The organism is Geobacter argillaceus, assembly GCF_007830735.1.
In the GTDB taxonomy this organism is placed as follows: domain Bacteria; phylum Desulfobacterota; class Desulfuromonadia; order Geobacterales; family DSM-12255; genus Geomobilibacter; species Geomobilibacter argillaceus.
Window position 1 is genome coordinate 88,480 of sequence record NZ_VLLN01000013.1, and the last position, 24,021, is coordinate 112,500.

Annotated in this window: 23 protein-coding genes and 1 riboswitch; of the genes, 9 read left to right on the plus strand and 14 right to left on the minus strand. The window is 62.5% G+C overall.

The window, feature by feature from the left end:
* Window positions 1-24 precede the first annotated feature (24 nt).
* The 10 genes from JN12_RS11795 to JN12_RS11840 form a co-directional block, all read right to left on the minus strand.
* The gene (locus JN12_RS11795) at window positions 25-348 is read right to left on the minus strand and encodes a c-type cytochrome (protein ID WP_145022942.1); all 324 of its coding nucleotides are present in this window, start codon (window positions 346-348) and stop codon (window positions 25-27) included.
* The gene (gene nuoE, locus JN12_RS11800) at window positions 345-839 is read right to left on the minus strand and encodes an NADH-quinone oxidoreductase subunit NuoE (protein ID WP_145022944.1); all 495 of its coding nucleotides are present in this window, start codon (window positions 837-839) and stop codon (window positions 345-347) included. Before nuoE ends, JN12_RS11795 begins: the two co-directional genes overlap by 4 nt.
* 110 nt (window positions 840-949) lie before the next feature.
* Entirely contained in the window at window positions 950-3,325 is a 2,376-nt protein-coding gene (locus JN12_RS11805; protein ID WP_145022946.1) for an NADH-quinone oxidoreductase subunit B/C/D, read from the minus strand.
* A complete protein-coding gene (locus JN12_RS11810) occupies window positions 3,322-3,765 on the minus strand; it encodes an NADH-quinone oxidoreductase subunit A (RefSeq protein WP_145022948.1) in 444 nt (147 codons plus the stop codon). Before JN12_RS11810 ends, JN12_RS11805 begins: the two co-directional genes overlap by 4 nt.
* A gap of 68 nt (window positions 3,766-3,833) precedes the next feature.
* Window positions 3,834-5,066, minus strand: a complete 1,233-nt coding sequence (locus tag JN12_RS11815; protein WP_145022950.1) for an acetate/propionate family kinase — start codon at window positions 5,064-5,066, stop codon at window positions 3,834-3,836.
* 72 nt (window positions 5,067-5,138) lie between these two features.
* Window positions 5,139-5,606 carry a peroxiredoxin gene (locus tag JN12_RS11820; RefSeq protein WP_145022952.1) on the minus strand — a complete coding sequence of 156 codons (468 nt, stop codon included), beginning with the start codon at window positions 5,604-5,606 and terminating at the stop codon, window positions 5,139-5,141.
* A gap of 61 nt (window positions 5,607-5,667) precedes the next feature.
* The gene (priA, locus tag JN12_RS11825) at window positions 5,668-7,920 is read right to left on the minus strand and encodes a replication restart helicase PriA (protein ID WP_145022954.1); all 2,253 of its coding nucleotides are present in this window, start codon (window positions 7,918-7,920) and stop codon (window positions 5,668-5,670) included.
* Window positions 7,921-7,981: 61 nt separating this feature from the next.
* A complete protein-coding gene (mscL, locus tag JN12_RS11830; RefSeq protein WP_145022956.1) occupies window positions 7,982-8,422 on the minus strand; it encodes a large conductance mechanosensitive channel protein MscL in 441 nt (146 codons plus the stop codon).
* Complete coding sequence (gene hslO / locus JN12_RS11835) at window positions 8,416-9,309, minus strand: Hsp33 family molecular chaperone HslO (RefSeq protein WP_145022996.1); 894 nt, start codon at window positions 9,307-9,309, stop codon at window positions 8,416-8,418. Before hslO ends, mscL begins: the two co-directional genes overlap by 7 nt.
* A gap of 129 nt (window positions 9,310-9,438) precedes the next feature.
* Window positions 9,439-11,799: a U32 family peptidase gene (locus JN12_RS11840; RefSeq protein ID WP_145022958.1), complete on the minus strand. Its 2,361-nt coding sequence runs from the start codon at window positions 11,797-11,799 to the stop codon at window positions 9,439-9,441.
* Between the two features lie 118 nt (window positions 11,800-11,917).
* Here JN12_RS11840 and JN12_RS11845 point away from each other — a divergent pair, with 118 nt between their 5' ends.
* A complete protein-coding gene (locus JN12_RS11845) occupies window positions 11,918-13,369 on the plus strand; it encodes a hybrid sensor histidine kinase/response regulator (RefSeq protein ID WP_145022960.1) in 1,452 nt (483 codons plus the stop codon).
* Between the two features lie 211 nt (window positions 13,370-13,580).
* Here JN12_RS11845 and JN12_RS11850 read toward each other — a convergent pair whose 3' ends face one another.
* The 3 genes from JN12_RS11850 to JN12_RS11860 form a co-directional block, all read right to left on the minus strand.
* The gene (locus JN12_RS11850) at window positions 13,581-14,066 is read right to left on the minus strand and encodes a nuclear transport factor 2 family protein (RefSeq protein ID WP_145022962.1); all 486 of its coding nucleotides are present in this window, start codon (window positions 14,064-14,066) and stop codon (window positions 13,581-13,583) included.
* 68 nt (window positions 14,067-14,134) lie between these two features.
* On the minus strand, window positions 14,135-15,154 hold the full coding sequence (gene aroF / locus JN12_RS11855) for a 3-deoxy-7-phosphoheptulonate synthase (RefSeq protein ID WP_145022964.1): 1,020 nt from the start codon (window positions 15,152-15,154) through the stop codon (window positions 14,135-14,137).
* A gap of 289 nt (window positions 15,155-15,443) precedes the next feature.
* Window positions 15,444-16,301: an HDOD domain-containing protein gene (locus JN12_RS11860; RefSeq protein WP_145022966.1), complete on the minus strand. Its 858-nt coding sequence runs from the start codon at window positions 16,299-16,301 to the stop codon at window positions 15,444-15,446.
* 143 nt (window positions 16,302-16,444) lie between these two features.
* Between JN12_RS11860 and yihA the strand changes: the two genes are divergently transcribed.
* The 8 genes from yihA to brnA all read left to right on the plus strand — a co-directional run bounded on the left by yihA (window position 16,445) and on the right by brnA (window position 23,605).
* Window positions 16,445-17,083: a ribosome biogenesis GTP-binding protein YihA/YsxC gene (yihA, locus tag JN12_RS11865; RefSeq protein ID WP_145022968.1), complete on the plus strand. Its 639-nt coding sequence runs from the start codon at window positions 16,445-16,447 to the stop codon at window positions 17,081-17,083.
* A 15-nt stretch (window positions 17,084-17,098) separates the two neighbouring features.
* A riboswitch (cobalamin riboswitch) is annotated at window positions 17,099-17,284 on the plus strand.
* Between the two features lie 100 nt (window positions 17,285-17,384).
* Entirely contained in the window at window positions 17,385-17,906 is a 522-nt protein-coding gene (gene cobU, locus JN12_RS11870; RefSeq protein ID WP_145022970.1) for a bifunctional adenosylcobinamide kinase/adenosylcobinamide-phosphate guanylyltransferase, read from the plus strand.
* A 58-nt stretch (window positions 17,907-17,964) separates the two neighbouring features.
* A complete protein-coding gene (gene cobT, locus JN12_RS11875) occupies window positions 17,965-19,023 on the plus strand; it encodes a nicotinate-nucleotide--dimethylbenzimidazole phosphoribosyltransferase (protein WP_145022972.1) in 1,059 nt (352 codons plus the stop codon).
* 56 nt (window positions 19,024-19,079) lie between these two features.
* Entirely contained in the window at window positions 19,080-19,823 is a 744-nt protein-coding gene (gene cobS, locus JN12_RS11880; RefSeq protein WP_145022974.1) for an adenosylcobinamide-GDP ribazoletransferase, read from the plus strand.
* Between the two features lie 66 nt (window positions 19,824-19,889).
* Entirely contained in the window at window positions 19,890-20,492 is a 603-nt protein-coding gene (locus tag JN12_RS11885; protein WP_145022976.1) for a histidine phosphatase family protein, read from the plus strand.
* 10 nt (window positions 20,493-20,502) lie between these two features.
* Window positions 20,503-21,939: a cobyrinate a,c-diamide synthase gene (locus JN12_RS11890; RefSeq protein WP_145022978.1), complete on the plus strand. Its 1,437-nt coding sequence runs from the start codon at window positions 20,503-20,505 to the stop codon at window positions 21,937-21,939.
* Window positions 21,940-21,993: 54 nt separating this feature from the next.
* Complete coding sequence (gene thiC, locus JN12_RS11895) at window positions 21,994-23,301, plus strand: phosphomethylpyrimidine synthase ThiC (protein ID WP_145022980.1); 1,308 nt, start codon at window positions 21,994-21,996, stop codon at window positions 23,299-23,301.
* A 79-nt stretch (window positions 23,302-23,380) separates the two neighbouring features.
* Window positions 23,381-23,605, plus strand: a complete 225-nt coding sequence (gene brnA, locus JN12_RS11900) for a type II toxin-antitoxin system BrnA family antitoxin (RefSeq protein ID WP_145022982.1) — start codon at window positions 23,381-23,383, stop codon at window positions 23,603-23,605.
* 121 nt (window positions 23,606-23,726) lie between these two features.
* Here brnA and JN12_RS11905 read toward each other — a convergent pair.
* Window positions 23,727-24,021, minus strand: a 295-nt coding sequence (locus tag JN12_RS11905; protein ID WP_211360537.1) for a transposase, incomplete at its 5' end; no start/stop codon positions are given.

Sequence of the window (24,021 nt, forward strand, 5' to 3'; positions counted from 1 at the left end):
GAACCGGTCCGGCATGACGGGACGTTACTTGAACGTCTTCAGAATATACTCGGCAATGGCCCGGGCCTCCTTGTCGGAGACATCCTTTTTCTCGAACTTGGTCATGCCGGGGCCGGGGTTACGCATCTTCTTGACGATGTCCTGCCAACTCTTGACGCCGTTGGCCTGTAGATTCAGCTTCTTCAGGGTCTTGGCCGGGTTGACGATGTTGCCGCCATCGGCATGGCAGGAGACGCAGTGTTCCTCGAACTCCTTTTTGCCGTTGATCTTCCCCTTGCCGTCAGCCAGGGCCGTGGTGGCAAAGGCTGAGATGGTCAGCAGGGCAGCAATGCACAGCATCTTCTTCATGGTCGTTCCTCCTTGGGTAGTATGGTCGTTCGTTCCTTCTGCAGGATCTCCAGGGCCGTTTCCGGCGTCAGGTTGCCGTAGAGGGTATCACCGATCATCATGGTCGGCGCTTCGCCGCAGTTCCCCAGGCAGCAGCAGGGGAGCAGGGTGAAGAGCCCGTCCGCACTGGTCTCTCCCGGCTGGATAGCAAGGCCCTTTGCCAGGTGGGCCATGAGCGTCTCCCCACCCATGGCCCAGCAGGAGATGGAGTCGCAGACGTGGACCACCCGCTTGCCCACCGGCCGCCGGTACAGCATCTCGTAGAAGGTGGCCAGTTCGTCCAGTTGGAGCGGCGAGAGACCGAGCAGGGCTGCCGCCTCTTCGACGGCTTCGTCGCTCAGCCAGCCGTAGTGGGCCTGGAGGCATTTGAGCACATCCACCGCCGCCTCGCGGGGGGTGATAGCCGCGGCGATGCGGGACTGGAGTTCGGTTTTCAGGGATTCTGGAATCATCTGTCTCTCATCAGTTTGCTACTGTTTAACCCCTCCTTAGGCTAAGGGGAGGAGAAAAACCGTCCCTACTCCCCCTCTTAAGCTAAGAGGGGGCCGGGGGGGAGTTACTTTTACCTGTCCAGGTCCGCCAGAACGAAATCCACCGACCCCAATATCGCCAGGAAATCGGCCACCAGCCAGCCGCGGCTCATGACCGGCAGCGCCTGCATGTGCGGGAAGCTGGGGGTCTTGATCCGCACCCGGTACGGGATGTTGAGACCGTCAGAGACGACGAAGTAGCCGTTCTCTCCCTTGGGGGCCTCTATGGCGCTGTAGTTCTCACCACGGGGAGGGGCCATCCCCCTGGTGGCGTTGATGAAGTGGTGGATCAGCGATTCGATGTCATGCAGGGTGTCCCGCTTCTGCGGCAGGACGAAGCGGTAGTCATCGGTGATCCACCGGCCCGCCGGCATATCATGCCAGCACTGGCGGACGATGTGCAGCGACTGGCGGATCTCCTCCAGCCGGACGAGATACCTGGCCCAGCAGTCGCCACCTTCGGCGGTTGCCACCTCGAAGTGGAACCGGTCATAGCCGGCATAGGGGAGCTTCTTACGCAGATCCCATGCCAAGCCGCAGGCCCGCAGGTTGGGGCCGGAAAGCCCCCACTCGATCGCCTCGTCCTGCGTGATCGCCCCTATCCCCTTGAGCCGGGCCAGGAAGATCGGGTTACCGTTCAGGAGCGCCTCGTATTCTCTCAGCCTCGCCGGCATCCAGTCGAGGAACTCCCTGACCAGGCCGGCCCATCCTTCGGGGAGGTCCTCGGCCACGCCGCCGATCCGGAACCAGGCCGGGTGCATCCGGCCGCCGGTGATTGTTTCGATGATGTCGAAGATCTTCTCCCGGTCGGTGAAGGTATAGAACACCGGGGTCATGGCCCCCACGTCGGCGGCAAAGGTGCCGAGCCAGACCAGATGGCTGGCGATCCGGAACAGCTCGGCCAGCATGACCCGGATCACCACGGCCCGGTCCGGGACGGTGATGCCGCAGAGCCGCTCCACGGAGTTCACGTAGGCCAGGTTGTTCTGCACCCCGGCCAGGTAGTCGATCCGGTCGGTGTAAGGGATGAACTGGTTCCAGTGCTGGCGCTCGCCGATCTTCTCCGCCCCCCGGTGGTGGTAGCCGATGTCCAGGTCCAGGTCGACGATCTCTTCGCCGTCCAGCTTCAGGATGCAGCGGATGATGCCGTGGGTGCCGGGGTGCTGGGGTCCCAGGTTGAGGATCAGGGTGTCGTCATCGACCCGGTCGAAAAAGTCGCTGGCCGGCAGGGGCTGATGGCGCCGCGCGTCGTCGGTGGTGTAGGGGGGCATCTCGGTGGCACGGAACGGATGTTCTTTGCGCAGCGGATGTCCCTCCCAGTCGTGGGGCATCAGGATGCGGCGCAAGGCCGGATGGCCGCTGAAACGGATGCCGTACATGTCAAAGACTTCCCGCTCGTACCAGTTGGCGGCCGGAAACACGGCGGTCGCGCTCGGCAGTTCCGGAAAGGCTCCTTCCGCCTCCACCTTGAGCCGGAGATGGCCGGGGACGTCGAAGTTGAGCAGGTGGTAGTTGACGGTGAAATCCTTGAACCCCTTTCGCTCCCGGCGGCAGGAGTCGTCCACTGCGGCGATATCCTCCAACCGCCGGAACGGGGCTGCCGGCCGGGCTTTCAGGTGCCTGAGGACATCGGGCACCAGTTCGGCCGGCAGCCGGTAGGTGAGCATGTCGGTGGCGCGGTCGTCCCTTACCACCCGGTGCTGGAAGGCCAGCTCCAATTCACCGGTCAGGCCGAAGTCGGGGTAGGCATGTTTCGGCGCCGGCGGCCGCCACATCTCGTCGGAGCGGGGCATCCAGAACCGTGGGTGCTGCACCGAGCTGCCGCGGATGGTGGTACCTTCCATACCCGGACCGCGGGGGTCCCGGGATTTGCTGGCCCCGTCCACCAGCACCGGCGCGGTCGTCCCTTGGGTGCCGCCTGAAAGGTGGAGCACCGGGCGGGCCGGCCGCTCCTCCGAACGGATCTTCTCCTGGAGGAGCATCAGCCCCTGGAGAAACGCCTCGGGCCGTGGCGGGCAACCCGGTACGTAGACGTCCACCGGGATGATCTGGTTCACCCCCTGCACCACGCTGTAGACGTCGTACATCCCGCCGGAGTTGGCGCAACTCCCCATGGAGATTACCCATTTGGGCTCGGCCATCTGCTCGTAGAGGCGGAGGATCGATGGTGCCATCTTCTTGAAGACCGTGCCGGCAATGACCATCAGGTCTGCTTCCCGGGGGGTGCCACGCAGTACCTCGGCGCCGAAACGGGAGATGTCGTGGCGGGAGGTGAAGGAGGTCATCATCTCGACGAAACAGCAGGAGAGCCCGAAGAACATCGGCCAGAGCGAATTGGCGCGGCCCCAGTTGATCAGGTCGTCCAGGCGGGTCAGGAGGATGTTGTCGGGGATGTTGGCTTCCGTCATCCCAATCCTCGTTCCCCGGCCCGCGAGTCTCGGGCCTGTCTTGACGGTCCCCAGTCAAGCCCTCCCTTGATCCAGAGCCAGACCAGCCCCAGGAGAAGGACGACGATGAAGAAGGTGATATGGAGCAGACCGGGAAGCCCCAACAGGTCCCAGGCCACGGCCCAGGTGAAGACAAAGGCGGCTTCCACGTCGAAAACGATGAAGAAGATGGCGATCAGGTAGAACGGGACCGGGTAGGCCAAGCGGGCATCGCCGGTGGGGATGACCCCGGACTCGTAGGGAAGTTCCTTGTTACGGTTCGTGCTTCGTGCCCCGAGCCACCGGGCCGCGGCCATGAGCAGGCCGATGAGCGCTACGGCGATGGTCGCGTAGAGGACCATCGGCAGGAGTTCGGGGTAGAGCCCTGGCAGGGCTTGTATGGGTGCTTTGGTGACCGGCATCAAGGCTCCGGGGGAGTGTGTAGTTTCCCCCTAATGGTACCCGGAACCTGTCCACTGTCAATGACGGATCAGGACTGTGCGCAGAGGTCGCTGGTGTACCAGGCAGGGGAGAGAAGGGCCGCAGCCTCGGTGGCCAGGATATGTTCTTCATTGGTGGGGAGCACCAGGATGCCCACCCGGGAATCATCGGCGCAGATATCCACCGGCTCGGCAACAACCCGGCGGTTCCGTTCCCGGTCGAGTTTGATCCCGAAACCTTCCATGCCGGTCAGGGCCAGCTCCCGGATCTGCCAGTCGCTGCCGCCGGTTGCGGAGACGATGACGACCGCGTCCAGCGGGCCGGCAACGGCCACGTAGGCGCCGATGTATTTCTTCAGGCGGTAGGCGCAGATCTGCAGGGCGAGCCGGCAGCGCTGGTCGCCGTCGGCTGCCCCCTCCAGCATGGCCCGGCGGGTTGCGCAGTTGCCGGTGATGCCGAGGATGCCGCTTTTCTGGTTGAGCAGCCGGTCCATCTCCCGGGCGGAAAGGTTCTCTTCCTGCATCATGAAGGTGGTGATCCCCGGATCGATGTCGCCGGACCGGGTCTCCATGGTTGCCCCTTCCAGGGGGGTGAGCCCCATGCTGGTGTCGATCGACTGCCCCTTTCGTATTGCACAGAGGGAGATGCCATACCCGACATGGATCGTGACCAGGTTGCACTCTTCCGGTTCCTTGCCGAGCAGTTCGGCCGCCTGCAGAAGGGCGTAGCGGTGGGAGGCGCCATGGAAGCCGTAGCGCCGGATGCCGTGCTGTTCGTACCACTCGTAGGGAAGCGGGTAGATATAGGCCTGTTCGGGCATGGTCTGATGGAACGCGGTGTCGAAGATCGCCACGTGGGGGATTGCGGGGAAAATCGCCCGGGCCGCCTCGATGCCGGCCAGATTGGGGAGGTTGTGGAGCGGCGCCAGGACACTCGCCTCGCGGATGCCGTCGAGGACGGCCGGCGTGATGATGGTTGTGCCGCTGAATCGCTCGCCGCCGTGGGCAACCCGGTGGGCCACGGCCACGATGTCGCCGTGGCCGGCAATGACCCGGTGGACCCCGTTGCCGAGGAACTGGAGAAGCATGTCAAGGGCGCTGCGCATGTCCGGACAATCGGCCTCCATCACGGTGGCTTTGCGGACCGGCAGCTCCAGGGTGATGAACGAATCGCCCAGTTCGATCCGCTCGATGCTCCCCCGGGCGGCGACGGTGCGGGTCGTCGGATTGTAGAGGTGATAGCGGATGGCGTAGGCACGGCAGTTGAGGGTCAGGATGAACACGGAAAAACTCCTTTCGGTCCAGACCTTTTGTTTCTCTCAACTGGCCTGCAATTGCAAGGATTTTCCAGGAGACTACGTTCTGTTTTGCAGCCAGGCCAGCACCTCGGCGGGGTGGGTTTCCGCCTTGGCCACCTTGGACCACTGTTTGACAATCGTTCCGTCCGGACCGATGACGACCGTGGAGCGTATGGTGCCGGTGGTCTTCTTGCCGTACATGACCTTTTCGCCAAAGGCGCCATAGGTGGTCATCATGATGGCTTCCGGGTCGGAGAGGAGGGTGAAGGGGAGCTTGAAGTCGGCAATGAACTTGTCATGGGACTTGAGGCTGTCCTTGCTGACCCCGAGCAGCACGACGCCGGAGCTGTCCAGGTGCGGTTTCAGGTCCCTGAAGCCGCACGCCTCCTTGGTGCAGCCCGGCGTGTTGTCCCTGGGGTAGAAATAGATGACTACCGTTTTACCGGCGTACTCCTGCAATGAATGCTGTTTGCCGTCGCTCCCGGCCAGGGTGAACGCCGGGGCCTTCTTGCCCGTCAATGACATGGCTGCCTCCTCATGTGTCGGTTGCAGGACATTCTACCAGGGAATAGACGGACTGCCAGGGTCACAGCATATCCACCGGGTCGATGTCGACGGCCACCCGTACGTTCGCCGGCGGACTGTAGCCGGTCCTGAACCGCTGCGCCAGGCGGTGCAGCTCCTGCCGGTTCGTACCCTTCAGGAGTATCTGCCAGCGATAGCGGCCTCGCACCTTGCCGAGCGGCGGAGCGGCCGGGCCCAGTATCTCTGTCCGGAAGCCCAGAGCCTGCCGGATCTCCCGCAATTGCCCGGCCGCAGCGGCAGCAGCCTGTTCGGCCGCCTGGAATGCGGGGCTGGAGAGGTGGATGGCGGCCAGGTAACTGAAGGGGGGATAGCCGGTTTCGCGCCGTGAGGCGAGCTCCTCTTCGTAAAAACCGTCGTAGTCGTGTCGGGCGGCCCGCTGCAGGGCGTAGTGGTCCGGCACCATGCTCTGGACCAGGACCGTGCCCGGCAGAGCCCCACGGCCGGCCCGGCCGGCCACCTGGCTCACCAGTTGGAACGCCCGTTCGCTGCTCCGGAAGTCCGGGAGATTCAGGACGGCGTCCACATCCACCACCCCCACCAGGGTCACACCGGGGAAGTCGTGCCCCTTGGCGATCATCTGGGTTCCCACCAGAATATCCACTGCGCCGCTGGCCAGCCGGTCGAGGATGCGGGCATGCCCCCCCTTGCCGGCCGTGGTGTCCCGGTCCATGCGGGCGACGCAGGCCGTGGGGAGGAGCGCCTGGATCTCTTCTTCCAGCCGTTCTGTGCCCCGCCCCAGGAAGGTCAACTCGCCGCTTTCGCACTTGGGACAGAGGGACGGTGCCGGGATGTTGTAGTCGCAGTAGTGGCAGAGATGGCGGCGCTTTTGCTGGTGGTAGGTGAGGGTGACGCTGCAGTTGGGGCAGTGCAGCACTTCGCCGCAGGCGCTGCAGACCAGCCAGGTGGCGAAGCCGCGGCGGTTCAGGAGCAGCATGGCCTGGCCGCCCGCTGTCAGGTTGCCGGCCAGTGCCGTGGCCAGCGCCGGATGCAGGGGGCTTTTGCGGTGTCCGCGGATGTCCAGCAGGGTGGTGGTCGGTAGCGGCAGGCCGTTCACCCGCCGGCTGAGGGAGAGATAGCCGAGTTTATTGCCGGCAGCGGCATGACGGCTGGTCACCAGCGGGGTGGCCGAGCCGAGGATGACCGTGGCGAGGTGCCGCGTGCCGAGCACCAGGGCCAGGTCGCGGGCGTTGTAGCGCACCCCTTCCGACTGTTTGTAGGAGCCTTCGTGTTCCTCGTCCACCACGATGACGCCGATCTCCGCCAGCGGGGCGAAGATCGCCGAGCGGGCGCCGATCACGATCCTGACCTCGCCGCGCCTGATCCGGCGCCACTGGTCATACCGCTCGCCGTCGGAAAGACCGCTGTGGAGCACGGCAATGCCGGTGTCGAAGCGGCGCCGGAACCTGCCCACCAACTGGGGGGTGAGGGCGATCTCGGGCACCAGGACCAGGGCGGTTTTGTGCCGCTCCAGGGCATGGGCGATGGCTCGCAGATAGACTTCGGTCTTGCCGCTGCCGGTGACGCCATGGAGAAGGAACGGGGCAAAGGTGCGGGCATCGATGGCTGCGGTGAGCGGGACCAGGGCTGCTGCCTGCTCATCAGTGAGCGGCGGCGGACTATCGGGAGTAACCGCGTCCTGGAACGGGTCGCGATAGACTTCCCGTTCACGGCTGGCGATGAGACCGGCTGCCAGGAGTTTTTTGAGTTGCGGCCCGCAGGGAGCGAACCGGCCGCCGAGTTCCCGGCCGGAGGCCTCGCCGTTGGCCAGGAGAAACTGCAGGATGTCCAGGGCCTTGCCCCGGAGCTTTTCCGGCATGGGTTGGCCGCTGGCCCGGTAGCAGGGCTCCGTCTTCAGGCGCTGCCCCTTGGAAAGGACCTCGCCCGTGACCGTGGTGCCATCGCTGGCGGCGGTGGTTTTCAACCGCCCCGTGACCGTCAGCCCAGCCGGCAGTGCCGCCCGGATCACCTCTCCCAGTGGCTGGAGGTAGTAGGCGGCTATCCAGCGGTAGAACCCCAGGTCGTCTTCAGCGAAGAGCGGTTCCCGGTCCAGGACCTCCCTTATCTCCTTGCAGGCATCGGCAGTCTCTCCGGCATGACCGAGGACGTAGCCGGTCACGGTGCGCCGACCGAACGGGACCAGTACCCGGCAGCCGATGACTGCCGCTGGCACTAGTTCCGGCGGAACGCTATAGGTGAAGGTCTGGTCGACCGGCAGGGCAACGGCAACGTCGATGAGATGGGGGGTGTCGGTCATGATGGGATGTTGTGGCAGCCGTTGCCAATGATCTCTGGCAACGGCTGCGCAATGAGCGTTATCAAGCCCCCGCCAGCTCGGAGGTGCACTGGGGGCACCGGGATGCGGGAAGCGGGATCTTGGAGCAGCAGAACGGGCAATCCTTGGTGTTTGGCGGTGGCGGTTCGGGTGCCTTCCTGAGGCGGTTGATCTGCTTTACCAGCATGAACACGGCAAAGGCGACGATCAGAAAGTCGATGCAGGTGTTGATGAACAGGCCGTAGTTGAGCGTTGCAGCCCCGGCGTCCTTGGCCTGCTTGACGGTTTCGAACGATTTCCCTGGGGTGAGGGTTACGAAGAGGTTGGAGAAGTCCATTTTGCCGAGCAATAGACCGATGGGGGGCATGATGATGTCACTGGTCAGCGAGGTGACGATCTTGCCGAACGCCCCGCCGATGATGACACCGACTGCCAGGTCCAGCATGTTTCCTTTGACGGCGAATTCCCTGAACTCTTTCAGCATGGGGTTACCTCCTGGTCTAGAGTGGCCAGGAGCTCTCGTACCTCCTGACGTTCAAAGGTATACCGCTGTCGGCAGAATTCGCAAGTGACCTCGGTCGCTTCCTGTTCTGCAGCCAGTTTGCCCAGCTCTTCCTTGCCGAACGAGATGAGGACCCGCTCGATCTTTTCCCGGGAACAGGAACAGCTGAAGGCGAGCTCTCGCTTTTCCAGGAGCGTATAGGGAATATCCTGAAACAGCCTTTCCAGGAGGGTTTCGGGTGTGGTGCCGGCCAGGAAGAGCTCCGACAGTGGGGGGAGCTCAGCAATGCGGGCCATGAGGGTGTCGACCAGTGCCGGGTCGCCCGGCGGCATGGCCTGGATGAGAAAGCCGCCGGCCGCGGTAACTGCACCGTCACCGTCCACGAAAACGCTCAGCCCAACGGCGGAAGGGGTCTGCTCCGAGTCGGTCAGGTAAAACGCCAGGTCCTCGGCAATCTCGCTGGAATAGAGCTGGACGATCCCCTTGTACGGCTCTTTGAGCCCCAGGTCCTTGGTGACCGTGAGAAATCCAGCCCGCCCGATCCCCGTAGCCACGTCAAGCTTGCCGTCCCGCAGGGGGAGGTCGACATCGGGAACGGCCACGAACCCCCGTACGACCCCGGTGCTCTCCGCCTCAACGATCACCTTCCGGAGCGGACCGTTCCCCTCGAACTTGAGGGCCACCCGCTGGCCACTCTTGAGGAGCGCCCCCATGAGTGCCCCGCCGGTAAGCGCCCTGCCGAGTGCGGCGCTGGCCACCGGCCCGGCGTGGTGCCGCTCCGCTCCCTCAGCCACCAGGTTGGTGGTGGTGCAGGCCAGGGCGCGGATGGTACCGGCGGCGGTGATGATCCGTACCAGGTGATCGTTCAGAGGCACTGGACGCTCCTTTCCACCCGCTGGTCCTTCATGAGCCCGGCCAAGGCCGGGCTCTTCAGTTTGTCGAATATGTTTAGCATTGTTCTTCAATTTTATGAGACTTTTCCGAGCCCCGAGCGCGTTTTATACCAGCCCCATGGCGAAATTGAACGGCGAACTGCCTGGAAGCTCGATACCTCGGGTAAAGGCGTCCAGGATGCGGGGCCACTGCTCGGCCGGGGTCTGCCCCAGATCGATGACGAAGGAGTTGCATCCCATCCCCTGAAGTTGCTCCCGAAAGCCGGTAAGGGCAAAGGGGGTGGTTGCGGTCACGACGGTCAGGCCGTCCCGGACCGTGACCCGGTAGCCGTCGCCACGGTCGGACAGGATCGGTGCATCGGCCTTTACCCCTTTGATGGCGATCTTGGAGGTGATGACCGGCACGCTGCCGTAGACCAGGACCCGGCGGACAATCGGAAGGTCGGCGGCCAGAAGCGTTGCCAGGTTTTCCGCATCGTCTTCGATGTACAGGGTGACGGCAGAGGCGCCCAGTTCCTGCCAGGTCCGGATCGCCTGGCTGTTGACCGAGAAGAGCCGGTAGTCGGTGGACAGTTCACCCTCGATCCCTTTCAGGAGCGGGAAATGGCAGAGGTTGGCCGCCTCGAAACGGGAGAAGCCGCAGCTTGCCAGGTGGGCGATTGCCCCCTGGTACCAGGGAATGTCCTGCTCGAAGATGATGAACGGGAGGCGCCAGATGACCTTCCCTTCCCGGCCCTTTAGTCTGCGGAGTGCCTGGGGAAGTTGGTGCAGGTTGGCCCGGGAGACCGGCAGGCTCACGGTATCCACCCCCGGCTGATGGAGCAGGTTCAGGTCCTTTAAATGGTCGATCCTGATGGTCAGCTCCGGTCTGGCGCTGGTGCCGGCCATCCGGCCGGGGGCCAGTGCGTCGCGTGCCTGGCGGACCCGTTCCTGCCGTTCCTTGGTTATGGCAGGCAGGATCTCATCGGCCAACCGCTGATAGAGCTCCCGCCGGATCTCCTTGAGTCGGGTCGCTGGGATCAGGAGCGGCGGGAACTCCGGCGCAGCGAGGGAACGGAGGGTGAAGCGGGTGTCGCCGGTCCGCCCTAACTGGGCCGCTAGCACGGCGGTCATGTCGCTGGTACGGGCCGTCTCCAGGGGGCCGATGTCGAACTGCTGTTGGCTGGTGATGCCGCAGACCCGGGCATCGACAACCAGGGTCCCGTCCTGCCAGGCAACGGAGAGGTCGCAGGGGAGCTTGCCGGCCCGGATTCCTTCCAGCCGTCGCTGGCAGGCATTTTCGCTCATGGTGAAGGCGGTCTCGGAGGAGACCTTGAAGACCGCGTCTCCCACGCTACAGGGGAACGGTGCCGGAATCTCCACCCGCGTCTTTTCGGCCGTTGCCTTGACCGACCGGCTTCCCTGAAAGAGCTCTTTGACGGTGAAGGCCTTGCCGGCCAGGTCGCTCTTCGGCTGTACCCGGATGCGATCCCCCAGATGGAGCCGGTCCCGGCTCTCGAAGAGGATGCGTCCTCCCTTGATCCCCTTTATTTCACCCAGGAACCGGCCGGTGGCTCCACGGAGGCTCGGGGTGGCGATGTCGGTCGGCTGGTGGGAGGCGAGGAACCCTTTGGTCGGTACCCGGCCGAAGGAGAGCTTGAGCAGTTCCTTGGCCTCGGCCAGGGCCGTTGGCCACTCCTTTGGTGTGGCATCCAGCACCTTGCGGTAGGCGCCGATCACGCTGGCCACGTACTCGGCCGATTTCATCCGCCCCTCGATCTTCAGGGAGCCGACTCCTGCCGCAACCAGCTGGGGAATCATGTCGATGCTGGAAAAATCGTTGGTGGAGAAGTAGTACCCTTCTTTCCCCCGATAGCGGTACTGGCGGCGGCAGGGCTGGGCGCAGCGACCCCGGTTGCCGCTGTGGCCGCCCAGGAAGGAGGAAAAATAGCACTGGCCGGAGAAAGAAAAGCAGAGGGCGCCGTGGATGAAACATTCGATGCCGATCGGGCTGTCCCTGACGATCTCCCGGATCTCGTCCAGGTGCAGTTCGCGGGCGAGCACCACCCGCTCGAAGCCGAGTTCCGCCAGTTGCCGAACCCCCGGGGAGTTGTGGATGGTCATCTGGGTGGAGGCATGGAGGGGAATGGCGGGGAAAAACTGCCTGGCGATCCGGGCCACGGCCAGATCCTGAATGATGACCCCGTCGACTCCCATTCCTTCCAGGGCTGCCAGGGTGTCGACCAGGAGCGGCAGCTCTTGCTCCTTGACGAGGGTGTTGATCGTGACGTAAATTTTACGTCCCTCGCCATGGGCGTAGGCGAGCATCCGCTCCATCTGGGCAAGGGAGAAGTTCTTGGCCTTGGCCCGGGCGGAAAATTCCTTCAATCCGGCGTAGACAGCGTCAGCCCCCTTTTCCATGGCAGCGAAAAAGGCTTCCAGGGAGCCGGCCGGGGCGAGCAATTCTGGCTTTTTCGTTTCAATCATTGCGCTACACTAGCCGAAGGTTTGGCACAGCGTCAATGTTTTCTGCGCTAACGCCTTGTCAGGAGTTGAGCAACTGTTAATATTTTGAAATCGTCTATTTTCTTGGTTGGGAGCACACATGGGCCAGCGGTTGCGGTTGCTGATCATCGAGGATTCCGAGGAAGATGCCCTCCTGCTCGCCCGCGAACTGAAGCGGGGAGGGTATGACATCACGTGGGAGCGGGAGGACACCCCCGAGGGGGTGCGCCATGCCCTGGCATCGAGCGAGTGGGATGCGGTCACGTCCGACTACAACATGCCCCGGTTCAACGCCCTGATCGCCCTGAGCATCCTCAAGGAGAGCGGCATCGATCTGCCGTTCATCGTCGTTTCCGGCAAGATCGGCGAAGAAACCGCTGTCGAGGCCATGAAGGCCGGTGCCCACGACTATGTGATGAAGAACAATCTGCCGCGTTTGGTTCCGGCCATCGAGCGGGAGATCCGGGAGGCCGAGGAGCGGCGGAAGCGGCGGGAGGCCGAGGTTGCCCTCCAGACCCAGTTCAACCAGTTCAGCACCATCTTTGATTCCATGAACGCCGTGATTTACGTTGCCGACTTGGAGAGCTACGAACTCCTCTATATGAATAAGTTCGGTGAGAGCCTCTTTGGAAACTGGCTCGGCAAGCCATGCTATATGGTCATGCAGGCGGGGGTGACCGGACCGTGCGCCGTCTGTTCCAACGAGCGCCTGGTAAAGGATGGGGTACCGCAGCCGCCGGTGATCAACGAATTCCGGAACACGGCCACCGGTGCCTGGTACCAGGGGATCGACCGGGCGATCCGCTGGACCGACGGCCGGCTGGTCAGGATGCAGATCGCGGTCGACATCACCGAGAGGAAAGAGGGCGAACGGCTGAAGGACGAGATGATCTCCGCCGTCAGCCACGAGATGCGCACCCCCTTGACCGCCATGCTCGGCTTTCTGGAATACCTGATGGATAACCCGGTGGAGCATGATCAGCTCATCAGCTCCCTGGAGACTATCCATAAGGAAACCGTCCGGCTCGGTGTGCTGATCGACAACTTCCTCGACCTGCAGACCATGAAGGAGCGGGTGAGTCTCCGGGAAGTGGGGCCGGTGTCGATTCACCCCCTGCTCACCGAAGTGGCCAAGCTCTTTGCCGGGGATCAGCGGCGCCACCGGATCACGCTTACCTGCCCGACTGATCTGCCGACGGTGAGAGGTGACGAGAACCGCATCCACCAAGTGCTGACCAACCTCCTCTCCAATGCCTGCAAGTATTCTCCGCACGGGTCACGGATCGAGGTCGGGGCCAGGGCCTCGGCTGATGAACTGCTCATCTGGGTAAGGGACGAGGGGATGGGGGTGCCCGAGGAGGCGAGGGATAAGGTTTTCGACAAGTTCTACCGGGTGGACAATTCGGACAGCCGAAGAATAGGGGGGACCGGCCTTGGCCTGGCCCTGGTCAAGGAGATCGTCGAGGCCCACGGCGGAAGGGTCTGGGTGGACAGCTCTCCCGGCGGCGGCAGTATCTTCTGGGTTTCCCTGCCGCTGGCAGCGACGGGTTAAGGGTCTGCCGGCGCCGGGTCGAGAATCAGGTAGTCGGTTTCGTTACCGGTCACCGTTTCCCTGGTGAGGTCGTTCAGTTCGGGGAGGACTACCCTGCTCGTATAGCGGCTTTCTCGGGCGATCTGTTCCGGTATCCCCTGCCGCAGCGTGGCTGCATGCGACGATGAGCAGGCAGATAACGCGGCATATCGCCCGCTGTCAGTTCCCCATGCTAGTGATGATGGGTACTCTTTCTGGTGCCGGATGAACGTTTTTTCTTGGTGGCTCCGGACAGGGAGAGGATGTCACTCCGGGAGATCTGCCACGTGTCTCCTTTCCGAATCAGTGTGAAGCTTCGGGTCTGGTGGGTGGTGTTGCCGGTCCCCTCCAGTCCTACCTTGCCGTAGATAGTGGCCATAGTGTCGCTCACGATGGATATCTCGGCGTCCTGCAGCTTCTCCCAGCAGCAGGCCGGCTTCCTGGGGGCCTCGGCGAGACGCTTCGTGAACGCCTCCTTGCTTTCCCGGCCGCCGGTGGTCCTGCGGTAGAGGGCAGTGTAGTTCCCTTCCCGCCAGAGATCGAGGATCTCTTCGAACTGACGCCGGACTTCGGCCTTCAGCTCTTCTTCGCTCTGGTACAGGGTTTTGGCCGGTGCCGAAGCCGGAATGCCGGTAACGATCAGGAACAGGGCCGTCAGAAGCAGGAGTAGTCGGCGCATCAATGCCTCCTTGATGTGAGATGTTCTTAATCGTAACGGACAGAAGCCGACTCGGCAACCGGCTTTTTTTAAACGGTCCGGTCGACCGCCGCTGCCACCTGCCTGATCCTGGTCATGAGGGCGGTGAACTTGGTCGGCTTGAGGGACTGAGGGCCGTCGGAGGAGGCGTGCTCCGGGTCGGGGTGGACCTCGATTATCAGGCCATCAGCGCCGGCTGCCACGGCTGCCAGGGCCATGGGGGCCACGTAGTGGTAGTTGCCGGTACCGTGGGACGGGTCGGCAATGACCGGCAGGTGGGTTTTCCCCTTGAGGACCGGGATGGCCGACAGGTCCAGGGTGTTGCGGGTGGCGGTTTCGAAGGTTCTGATCCCCCGCTCGCAGAGGATGACCGACTGGTTTCCCTCGGCCAGGATGTACTCGGCACTCATCAGGAACTCCTGGATGGTCATGGACATCCCCCGCTTGAGCAGGACCGGTTTTCGTATCTGGCCGACCTTTTTCAGCAGGGCGAAGTTCTGGGCGTTGCGGGCGCCGATCTGCAGGATATCGCTGTACTCTGCCACCAGCTCGACGGTTTCGGGGTTGATGACCTCGGTTACCACCGGGAGGCCGGTTTCCCCGCGGGCCTTGGCCAGCAGCTTCAGCCCTTCCTCCTCCATCCCCTGGAACGAGTAGGGAGAGGTGCGGGGCTTGAAGGCGCCCCCCCGCAGGACCTGGGCACCTGCCGCCTTCACGTCGTGGGCCGTGGCGATGATCTGCTCCTCGCTCTCCACGGAGCAGGGGCCGGCCATGACGATGATCTCGGGGCCGCCGATGCTGACCGTGTCGCTGATCCTGATCACGCTTGCTTCTCTTTTGACCTCTTTGGAGGCGAGTTTGTACGGCTGGAGTATAGGCACCACGCTTTCCACGCCATGCATCGATTCGATGGTCTGGAGAATCAGCTTGCCGCGCTCGTCGCCTACAGCGCCGATGACGTCCCTGGTGGTCCCGTGGATGACATGGGGCTTGTATCCCAGCTCTTTAATCCGCTTGAGCACCTCTTCTTTGTCCCGTTTGGCGGCTCCTGCTTTCATGACGATGATCATTCCTCTCTCCCTTTCCTGAAAATACGAAGGCCGGTGGACTGTGAGGGTCCCCGGCCTTTATTTTTCGATCATGCAAAGAAAAACGCCGAGGACTGTGTCGTCTACCCTCGGCGTTCGGTGTGTGGTTGTCAGCTCTCGCTCAGACCAAACTTAACCCCGGGGAGACGGCCCAAAATAAAAGCCGTACCAAAAGGAAAAGCCGGTAAAAGTAAAGAAGCCTTTAAGATTCATGGTTGCCATTGATGCATGATTAGATGAGGTCTGTCAAGAAAAAGTTGGTGGACAAGTGTCAATTGTCAGCCGTGAGAGCTGCCTTGCCCTTCTCGTAGGTATCCCGGTACTCGGCATAGTTCTCTTCGACCTGCTCGGGACTCAGGCCGAGGAGCCGGGCCGGTTTGCTGCCGGCCAGATCCAGATGTTCCAGCGGTTCGCGGTCGCCGATGCCGAGGCGGTGGCAGAAGAGATCGGCAAGCGACACGACGGAACTGAGCTGGATCAGGTAGTGGTCGGTCTCCGGTGGAAAGTCGAGCCGGTGATGGTAGAGGATGGCGGTGACAAGGCTCTCCGGGAAGTTCCATTTTTTTACCACCATGGCTCCCACGTCGTCATGCCGGAAGGTGAAGGCGCTTTCTTCAGCTTCCTCGAAGAAAATACCCTCATTGTAGCAGCGCTGCATGACGATCTGGAACTTGTTCGGATCCAGGCTGTTCATGATGGTTTTGCCGATGTCATGGAGGAGGCCGGCCAGGAATGCCTCTTCCGGATTTGCCTTGCGGGTGGCGGTGGCAATGATCCGGCTGGCCAGTGCGGCGCCGAGGGAATGGTCCCAGAGCATCTTTTCGGTCAGGCCGAACGGTTTGTAAACCTCCTTGACCGAGGCCGCGACCACCAGGCTCCTGAGGGTGTTGAACCCGAGGACCACGATCGCCCCGGAGATGGTCTGGATCTGCCGTTGACAGCCGTAAAAGGCCGAGTTGGCAATTTTCAGGACCCGTGCTGCCACGGCCGGATCGGTGGTGACCACCTTGGCGATATCGTCAACGGTGATGCTGTCCATCTCGATCATCTGCATCACCTTGGTGGCAACGATCGGGATGGTTGGCAGATCGCCGGCGGCCATAATGGCCATTTCAAGTTCCTTGTTCATGGGTGCTTCAAGCCCCTCCGCTCCCTGTCCGAACTCTGTTTCGACTAAACTATAGCAGACGAAAAGATGGCTGCAAAAATTTTTTTCATTTTCAGCCGGATAGTCGCTATACTGCATGCCCATTACAGGAGGAGTAACCGAACATGCTGGTCAAGAACGTCGAGTTCGTGAAGAGCGCCACCAAACCGAAGGAGTATCCGGTTACGGACCAGCCGGAGATCGCCTTTGCCGGCCGTTCCAATGTGGGGAAGTCGTCCCTGATCAATGTCCTGGTGAACCGCAAGAGCCTGGTCCGCACCAGCAATACCCCTGGACGGACCCAGTTGATCAACTTTTTCGAGGTCAACGCTACCTTCAGTCTGGTGGACCTCCCCGGTTACGGTTTTGCCAAGGTTCCGCTGGCGGTCAAGCGTCAGTGGGGGCCTATGATGGAAACCTATCTTGCCAGCCGGACCAACCTCCGTGGGGTGGTGCTGATCCTGGATATCCGCCGGATACCGACGGACGAGGATCGGCAGATGCTGGCCTGGTTGGGACGGTACGGCATTCCGGCAGTCCTGGTGGTAACCAAGTGCGATAAGGTTTCCAAGAACGAGAAGGCCAAGCAGGCCGACATAATCGCCCGGACCCTTGGGGTCGCCAAGGAATCGCTCGCGTTCTTTTCCGCCCTGTCGAAGGATGGTCGTGATGCTGTCTGGGAGAGGATTGAGGCGCTTCTGGGCGGGATAGCGGCGCTTGGAGCCGGCGACAATCTGTTTGACAATAGCGGGGGGGTCTGTTAAAAACATCCCTACAATCGAATAGATATTTGTCCAGGTGCTTCCGCTACGCGGAGGCTAATAGGGAAGGGGGCGCGATTCCCCCACTGTCCCGCAACTGTGAACGGTGATGAACGCCGCACGATGCCACTGAGTTTTTTCGGGAAGGCGCGGCTAGTAAAGTGACCCGTAAGTCAGGAGACCTGCCTGTACAAAGAGAAATGTTAGGACCTCCGCGGAAGAGGGGCCGGCAGGTAGTGTTCACGTTCTTACCCCCGTTTCTTTCCTGAGAGGCGGGGGTTTCGTTTTTCAGGGGAGTTCTGTTATGGCGAAGGTCCTTTTCATCACCGGCGGTGCCCGGAGCGGCAAGAGCCGGCTGGCCGAGGCCAAAGCCGGGGAGTTCGGCACTCCCCTCTGCTATCTCGCTACCGGCCGGGCCGGGGACGGGGAGATGGCGGACCGGATCGCCAGGCACCAGGCCAGGCGCGGCCCCGAGTGGCAGACCCTGGAGGAGCCGCTCCAACTCCTGGAGGCGATCCGCGGCCACGACGGCTATTTTGCAGCCATGCTCCTGGATTGCGTCACCCTCTGGCTCAGCAACCTGCTCTTCCATTACGACAATCCCGACCGGGTGCTGGACGAGGTGAGGGCCCTTTCCGGTGCGTTCAAAGAGGTGCAGACCCCCCTGGTCATCGTCAGCAACGAAGTGGGGATGGGGATCGTGCCGGAAAACCAGTTGGCCAGAGCCTTCCGGGACTTGGCGGGCGAGGCCAACGAACTGATCGCGGCTGCGGCGGACGAGGTGTACGTGACCTTTTCCGGCCTGCCGCTGAAGCTGAAGGGGTAACGTGTGAGGAGTAAGGGGTGAAGAGCGAACAATTGGACGTCATGGAGGGGTACCGACAATGAAACTGCTCACTGAAACGATACACAGGGTTCAACCCGTCGACCGGGCATTGCTGGCAGAGGCCCAGAAGCTCCTGGACAACAAGACCAAGCCGCTCGGCGCCCTTGGCCGGCTGGAGGAGTTTGCCCGGCGGTTTGCCGCCATCACCGGGAACATGGCCCCGGATACGGCGCACAAGGTGATCTATACCTTTGCCGGCGACCATGGTGTCGTAGAAGAGGGGGTGTCGGCCTTTCCCAAGGAGGTGACCCCCCAGATGGTGCTCAATATCCTCCGGGGCGGGGCCGGGGTGAATGTCCTGGCCAGGCACAGTGGAGTAGTGGTCAGGGTGGTGGATATCGGCGTTGATCACGACTTTGGCCTGGTTCCGGAACTTGTCGTCCGCAAGGTGGCCCGGGGTACCCGGAATTTTGCCAAGGGACCGGCCATGACTCGGGAAGAGGCGGTGGCGTCCCTGGAGGTGGGGATCAGTCTGGCGTTTGAGGCCAAGGAGAGGGGGGTGGCCATGCTCGGCACCGGCGAGATGGGGATCGGCAATACCACGCCGTCGTCGGCCATCCTGGCCGTCTTGTCCGGCAAGTCGGCCAGGGAGGTAACCCATCGCGGAACCGGCATCAATGACGCCGCCCTGGAGAACAAGATCCGGGTGATCGAGCAGGGGCTGGCCATAAACCGGCCGGACCCGCGGGACCCGCTGGACGTGCTCGCCAAGGTGGGGGGGCTTGAGATCGCCGGGATTGCCGGTCTGGTGCTCGGCGCGGCTGCCTGCCGGATACCGGTGGTGGTGGACGGGTTCATCTCCACGGCCGGGGCACTGATTGCCTGCGAGCTGCAACCGCTGGCCAGGGAGTACCTGTTTGCGGCCCACGAGTCGGTGGAGATAGGCCATCGCTTCATGCTGGAGCGGCTGGGTGCCGAGCCGATTCTCGACCTGCAGTTCCGGCTGGGTGAGGGGACCGGAGCGGCGTTGGCCATGGGGCTCATCGAGGCCGGGGTCAAGGTCCTGAAAGAGATGGCGAGCTTCGCCGAGGCCGGGGTCACTGAGGGGGAATACTGATGTAGGGGCGCGGTTGCCGCGCCCAGGGCGGGGAGACCCCGCCCCTACGGAGAACCATGCGTCTTTATTTCACCGCACTCCAGTTCCTGACCATCATCCCACTCCCCTTCACCGTCCGCTGGCGAGAAGGGGACCTGGGGCGTTCCATGGCCTTTTTCCCCCTGGTCGGATTGACCATCGGGGCACTCCTGGCCGGGCTCGATTTCTGTCTCGCGCCAATCCTGCCGCGGCCGGTAGCGGATCTCATCCTGGTGACGGCGCTCGCTCTGGTCACCGGTGTGCTCCATCTCGACGGCCTGGCCGATGTCTGCGACGGGCTGGCGGCCCGCGGCGGTCGCGAGCGGTTCCTGGCGGTCATGAAGGATTCCCGCATCGGGGCTGCCGGTGCTGCGGGGCTGTTCCTGGGGCTGTTCCTGAAGTATCAGGCGCTGCTGCAGTTGCCGCTGGCCGGCAAACGGGAGATGCTCATGCTGTTCCCGCTGCTGGCCCGCACGGCCCAGGTGCAACTGGCGGTCGGGGCGCGCCAGGCACGGCCGGATGGCCTGGGGGCCGCATGTAGTGCCGATGCCGGCGTGACCCATCTGGTGACGGCCGAGCTCACGGCCCTGGTGGCAAGCTGGCTCCTGCTCGGCGTGCCGGGCGCCGTCTGCTGGTCTGCTGCCGTCGTATTCACCGGCCTCTGCCGCTGGTGGTTCCATCGTCGCCTGGGCGGGATTACCGGCGACGTCATCGGCTGCGTCAGCGAACTGAACGAGATTCTCTGCCTGCTCTTGCTCTTGGGGATGAATTTCAATACGTAGGGGCAAACCTTGTGTTTGCCCAATTTTCGGGCGATCACGAGGATCGCCCCTACAGGATGGATTCGAATGACCCGTAAAACGCGTCTCTATCTCATCCGCCACGGCGAGGTGGTGGGGGCCGGCACCCCCCGCTACAATGGTCATGCCGACGTGGGGCTGACCGATCGTGGTCTGGACCAGTACCACCAGTTGAAGGGGCGGTTCGCAGGAATCAGGCTTGCGGCCTGCTACTCCAGCGACCTGACCCGCTGTGCCACCGGTGCCCGCATCCTGGGTGGCCACTTCGGCCTGGAACCGTTACTGGACTCAAGTCTCCGGGAGCTGAACATCGGCATCTGGGAGGGAATGACCTGGGCGGAGATCATTGCCCGCTATCCGGCCGAATGGGAGGCCCGGCTGGCCGACATCGTCAACTATCGGGTGCCGGAGGGGGAAAACCTGCTCGACCTGCAGGCCAGGGCAATGCCGGCCATCCGGCGGATTGTGGATCGGCACCGGGGTGAAGAGGTACTAGTGGTGGCGCATGGCGGCATCAATCGGCTCATCCTTCTGGACGCCATCGGCGCGCCACTCGGCGCGTTGTTCAACATCGAGCAGACCTACGCCTGCCTCAACATCATCGATTACTACGAGGATGGCAAGGCAGTCGTCATGCTGCTGAACGGGTAAGGAGAAAGAGATGAAATCGGTCATCATCGCAGCGCCCATGAGCGGCTCGGGCAAGACCACCATCACCCTCGGCCTGATGGAGTGCCTGAAACGACGAGGGGTGAAGGTTGCCCCCTTCAAGGTTGGCCCGGACTTCATCGATCCCGGCTACCACAAGTTGGTGACGGGGCGGCCGTCAATCAATCTGGACGGCTGGATGTGCGGCCCGCAGACCGTTCGGGAGACCTTTGCCCGGCACACGAAAAACATGGATTTTGCGGTCATCGAAGGGGTCATGGGGCTGTTCGACGGGATCAGCGGCCGTTCCGACGAAGGGAGCACGGCCCAGATCGCCCGTCTGACCGGTGCACCGGTGGTTCTGGTCCTGGATGCCAGGGGACTTGCCCGGAGCGCCGCGGCCATCGTCAAGGGGTTTGCCGAATTCGACCCGGACGTGCGGGTCAGCGGGGTGATCTTCAACAATGTGGCCAGCGATAACCATGCCCGTCTCCTGCGCGATGCGGTGGAAACGGTTCTGCCGGCGGTCCGGGTCCTCGGCTGTATCCCCCGCACCGACCAGTTGGCGATCCCTTCCCGTCACCTGGGGCTGATGACCGTCGAGGAAAATCCGCTGGAGCAGGAATTTCTGGATCACCTGGTGGAGGTGACGCGCACCTATGTCGACCTGGGGATGTTCTGGAGCGTGGCGACGCCGACCGACCTGGCGGTGTCCCAAGCATTGTCGGTACCTGAACGAAAAACGGCCGGCGAGCCGGTCCGGATCGGGGTGGCGAGCGACAGGGCCTTCTGTTTCACCTATGAGACCAACCTGCAGCTGCTTGAGGAAGCCGGGGCCGAACTCTGCTTCTTTTCGCCCCTCACTGACAACGATCTGCCTGAGGGGGTTAACGGGCTCTATCTGCCCGGCGGTTACCCGGAACTCTTTGCCGACACGCTGGCCGCCAACCATCGCCTGAAACGGGCGATTCGGGATGTTATCGAAGCAGAGATGCCGGTCTATGCCGAATGTGGCGGTTTCATCTACCTGACCCGTGGGGTGGAAGAGGCGAGCGCTGAAGGGGGCCCTTATCTCCGGCCCCTCTCTCCGGGGGATGGAGGAGCCGAAGGAGGGGTGAGGGCACATGCGTTTGTCGGGATATTCCCGGCCACCACCCGCATGCTGCCGCGCCGCAAGGCGTTGGGGTACCGGGAAGTGAAACTGCGCGCCGACACAATCATCGGCCGCAAGGGGACCGTGGCCCGGGGGCACGAGTTCCACTACTCCGAGATGGGAGCGATGCCGGCAGAGGTGGAGCGGCTTTACCGGGTCCGCAGGGGGCAGAACGATCTGGGGGTGGAGGGGTACCGCTACAAAAACTGTCTTGCCTCGTACATCCATCTCCACTTCGGCAGTAACCCGGCAATAGCCGAGTCGTTCGTGGAGAGTTGCCGGAAATTCAAAAGGTAGGGGCAATTCATCGAATTGCTCCCACACAAGATATCAATACAACGAGGAGATAGGATGAAAACCCAGATCGAACTGGCCCGCGAAGGGGTCATCACCGCCCAGATGCAAACCGTTGCCTTTGACGAAGAGGTTGCCCCGGAGTATGTCCGGCAGATGGTGGCCGAGGGAAAGACCGTCATTCCCTGGAACCATGTCCGGAAACCGAAGGCGGTGGGGATCGGCAAGGGGCTCCGGACCAAGGTGAACGCCTCCATCGGCACCTCCTCGGATATCGTCGACTACGCGGCCGAGGTGCGCAAGGCGCGGGCCGCCCGGGAGTCCGGGGCCGACACACTGATGGAACTCTCGGTCGGCGGAGACCTGGACCGGGTGCGGCGGGAGGTGATCGCCAGCGTTGACCTGCCCGTCGGAAACGTCCCGCTGTACCAGGCGTTCTGCGAGGCGGCCCGCAAGTACGGTGATCCGAACAAACTGGACGAGGAGATGCTCTTCGATCTGATCGAGCGGCAGTGCGCCGACGGCATGGCGTTCATGGCGGTTCATTGCGGCATCAACCTCTATACCATCGAGCGGCTGCGCAAGCAGGGATACCGCTACGGCGGCCTGGTCTCCAAGGGCGGGGTGAGCATGGTTGCCTGGATGCTGGCCAATGGCCGGGAAAACCCGCTTTACGAGAAGTTCGACCGGGTGGTGGGCATCCTGAAAAAGTACGACACGGTGCTGTCGCTGGGGAACGGTCTCCGGGCCGGCGCCATCCACGACAGTTCGGACCGGGCCCAGATCCAGGAACTGCTCATCAACTGCGAGCTGGCCGAGATTGGCCGGGAGATGGGGTGCCAGATGCTGGTGGAAGGCCCCGGCCATGTGCCGCTGGACGAGGTGGAGGGGAACATCCAGTTGCAGAAGCGGATGAGCGGCGGCGCACCGTACTACATGCTCGGCCCCATTTCAACAGACGTTGCCCCCGGCTTCGACCACATCACCGCCGCCATCGGCGCGGCCCAGTCGAGCCGCTTCGGCGCGGACCTGATCTGCTACATCACCCCGGCCGAGCATTTGGCCCTGCCCAACGAGGAGGATGTCCGCCAGGGGGTGAAGGCGGCCAGGATCGCCGCCTATATCGGCGACATGAACAAGTACCCGGAGAAGGGGCGCCAGCGGGATATGGAGATGTCCAAGGCCCGTCGCGACCTGAACTGGGAGAAGCAGTTCCAGCTCGCCCTCTACCCGGAGGACGCCCGCGCCATCCGCGCCAGCCGCACCCCGGAGGACGAGGCCACCTGCACCATGTGCGGGGATTTCTGCGCCTCCCGCGGGGCCGGGAAGCTGTTTGCGGCGGATTTGAACGACGCAAAGCGGTAGGGCTGAAACTTGAATGGCACCCGGATTTAAAGGCAAAATCTTTGATGGGACACGGTAAAGGCGGAACAATCAGATAAAGATGAAAGCTAAGGATTTCGATCGAAAATTTGATGATGGCGAGGATGTCACGGCATACCTGGATATCTCCCGTGAACGCCGGCCAGAGCAGGAGCAGAAGCGTGTCAACGTCGATTTCCCGCTCTGGATGATCCAGCAACTGGACAAGGAGGCAAAACGCCTCGGTGTCCCCAGGCAGTCCATCATCAAGGTCTGGGTGGCAGAACGGCTCCAGAAGGCTTTGTGACGAAAAGTATGTAGAAAAGTATGTAGGTTGGGTAAAGCGAAGCGTACCCAACGGTTATTGCTGAGTTAGTCGACTTATCCCCAAAACCCGCGACATGAACGAGGCTAGTACCTATTAACATTTAAAAGTTCGGATAAAGCCTCTTCAGCTTGATCCGGGCATCAGTTGTTGTAAATTGCCAGTCAATCTTATTGGTACAGTTATTTCGGTCTTTTTCCCATGCAGTCACTTCGGCCTGCATTGTTGCCATATCAGGGATCCGGCGATCAAGGCACTGCCCCTTAAGCACGCTGAGTTCAATCTCGGCCATATTCAGCCAACTGCCGTGCTTGGGCGTGTAATGTATATCAAGTCGTTCAGCCAGTCTTCTGGCTTCTTGAGGTTCAAACGTTTCGTAGAGAGAGGCAATGCTGTGG

Excerpts from the sequence above, each read along its gene's own strand:
- aroF (WP_145022964.1), bottom strand. The coding sequence starts at position 15,154 with ATGATCATCGTCATGAAAGCAGGAGCCGCCAAACGGGACAAAGAAGAG.
- cobS (WP_145022974.1), top strand. The coding sequence starts at position 19,080 with ATGCGTCTTTATTTCACCGCACTCCAGTTCCTGACCATCATCCCACTC.
- JN12_RS11820 (WP_145022952.1), bottom strand. The coding sequence starts at position 5,606 with ATGTCATTGACGGGCAAGAAGGCCCCGGCGTTCACCCTGGCCGGGAGC.
- mscL (WP_145022956.1), bottom strand. The coding sequence starts at position 8,422 with ATGCTGAAAGAGTTCAGGGAATTCGCCGTCAAAGGAAACATGCTGGAC.
- JN12_RS11890 (WP_145022978.1), top strand. The coding sequence starts at position 20,503 with ATGAAATCGGTCATCATCGCAGCGCCCATGAGCGGCTCGGGCAAGACC.
- priA (WP_145022954.1), bottom strand. The coding sequence starts at position 7,920 with ATGACCGACACCCCCCATCTCATCGACGTTGCCGTTGCCCTGCCGGTC.
- nuoE (WP_145022944.1), bottom strand. The coding sequence starts at position 839 with ATGATTCCAGAATCCCTGAAAACCGAACTCCAGTCCCGCATCGCCGCG.
- JN12_RS11860 (WP_145022966.1), bottom strand. The coding sequence starts at position 16,301 with ATGAACAAGGAACTTGAAATGGCCATTATGGCCGCCGGCGATCTGCCA.
- brnA (WP_145022982.1), top strand. The coding sequence starts at position 23,381 with ATGAAAGCTAAGGATTTCGATCGAAAATTTGATGATGGCGAGGATGTC.
- JN12_RS11795 (WP_145022942.1), bottom strand. The coding sequence starts at position 348 with ATGAAGAAGATGCTGTGCATTGCTGCCCTGCTGACCATCTCAGCCTTT.
- yihA (WP_145022968.1), top strand. The coding sequence starts at position 16,445 with ATGCTGGTCAAGAACGTCGAGTTCGTGAAGAGCGCCACCAAACCGAAG.
- JN12_RS11810 (WP_145022948.1), bottom strand. The coding sequence starts at position 3,765 with ATGCCGGTCACCAAAGCACCCATACAAGCCCTGCCAGGGCTCTACCCC.
- JN12_RS11850 (WP_145022962.1), bottom strand. The coding sequence starts at position 14,066 with ATGCGCCGACTACTCCTGCTTCTGACGGCCCTGTTCCTGATCGTTACC.
- thiC (WP_145022980.1), top strand. The coding sequence starts at position 21,994 with ATGAAAACCCAGATCGAACTGGCCCGCGAAGGGGTCATCACCGCCCAG.
- cobT (WP_145022972.1), top strand. The coding sequence starts at position 17,965 with ATGAAACTGCTCACTGAAACGATACACAGGGTTCAACCCGTCGACCGG.
- JN12_RS11885 (WP_145022976.1), top strand. The coding sequence starts at position 19,890 with ATGACCCGTAAAACGCGTCTCTATCTCATCCGCCACGGCGAGGTGGTG.
- JN12_RS11805 (WP_145022946.1), bottom strand. The coding sequence starts at position 3,325 with ATGACGGAAGCCAACATCCCCGACAACATCCTCCTGACCCGCCTGGAC.
- JN12_RS11845 (WP_145022960.1), top strand. The coding sequence starts at position 11,918 with ATGGGCCAGCGGTTGCGGTTGCTGATCATCGAGGATTCCGAGGAAGAT.
- cobU (WP_145022970.1), top strand. The coding sequence starts at position 17,385 with ATGGCGAAGGTCCTTTTCATCACCGGCGGTGCCCGGAGCGGCAAGAGC.
- JN12_RS11840 (WP_145022958.1), bottom strand. The coding sequence starts at position 11,799 with ATGATTGAAACGAAAAAGCCAGAATTGCTCGCCCCGGCCGGCTCCCTG.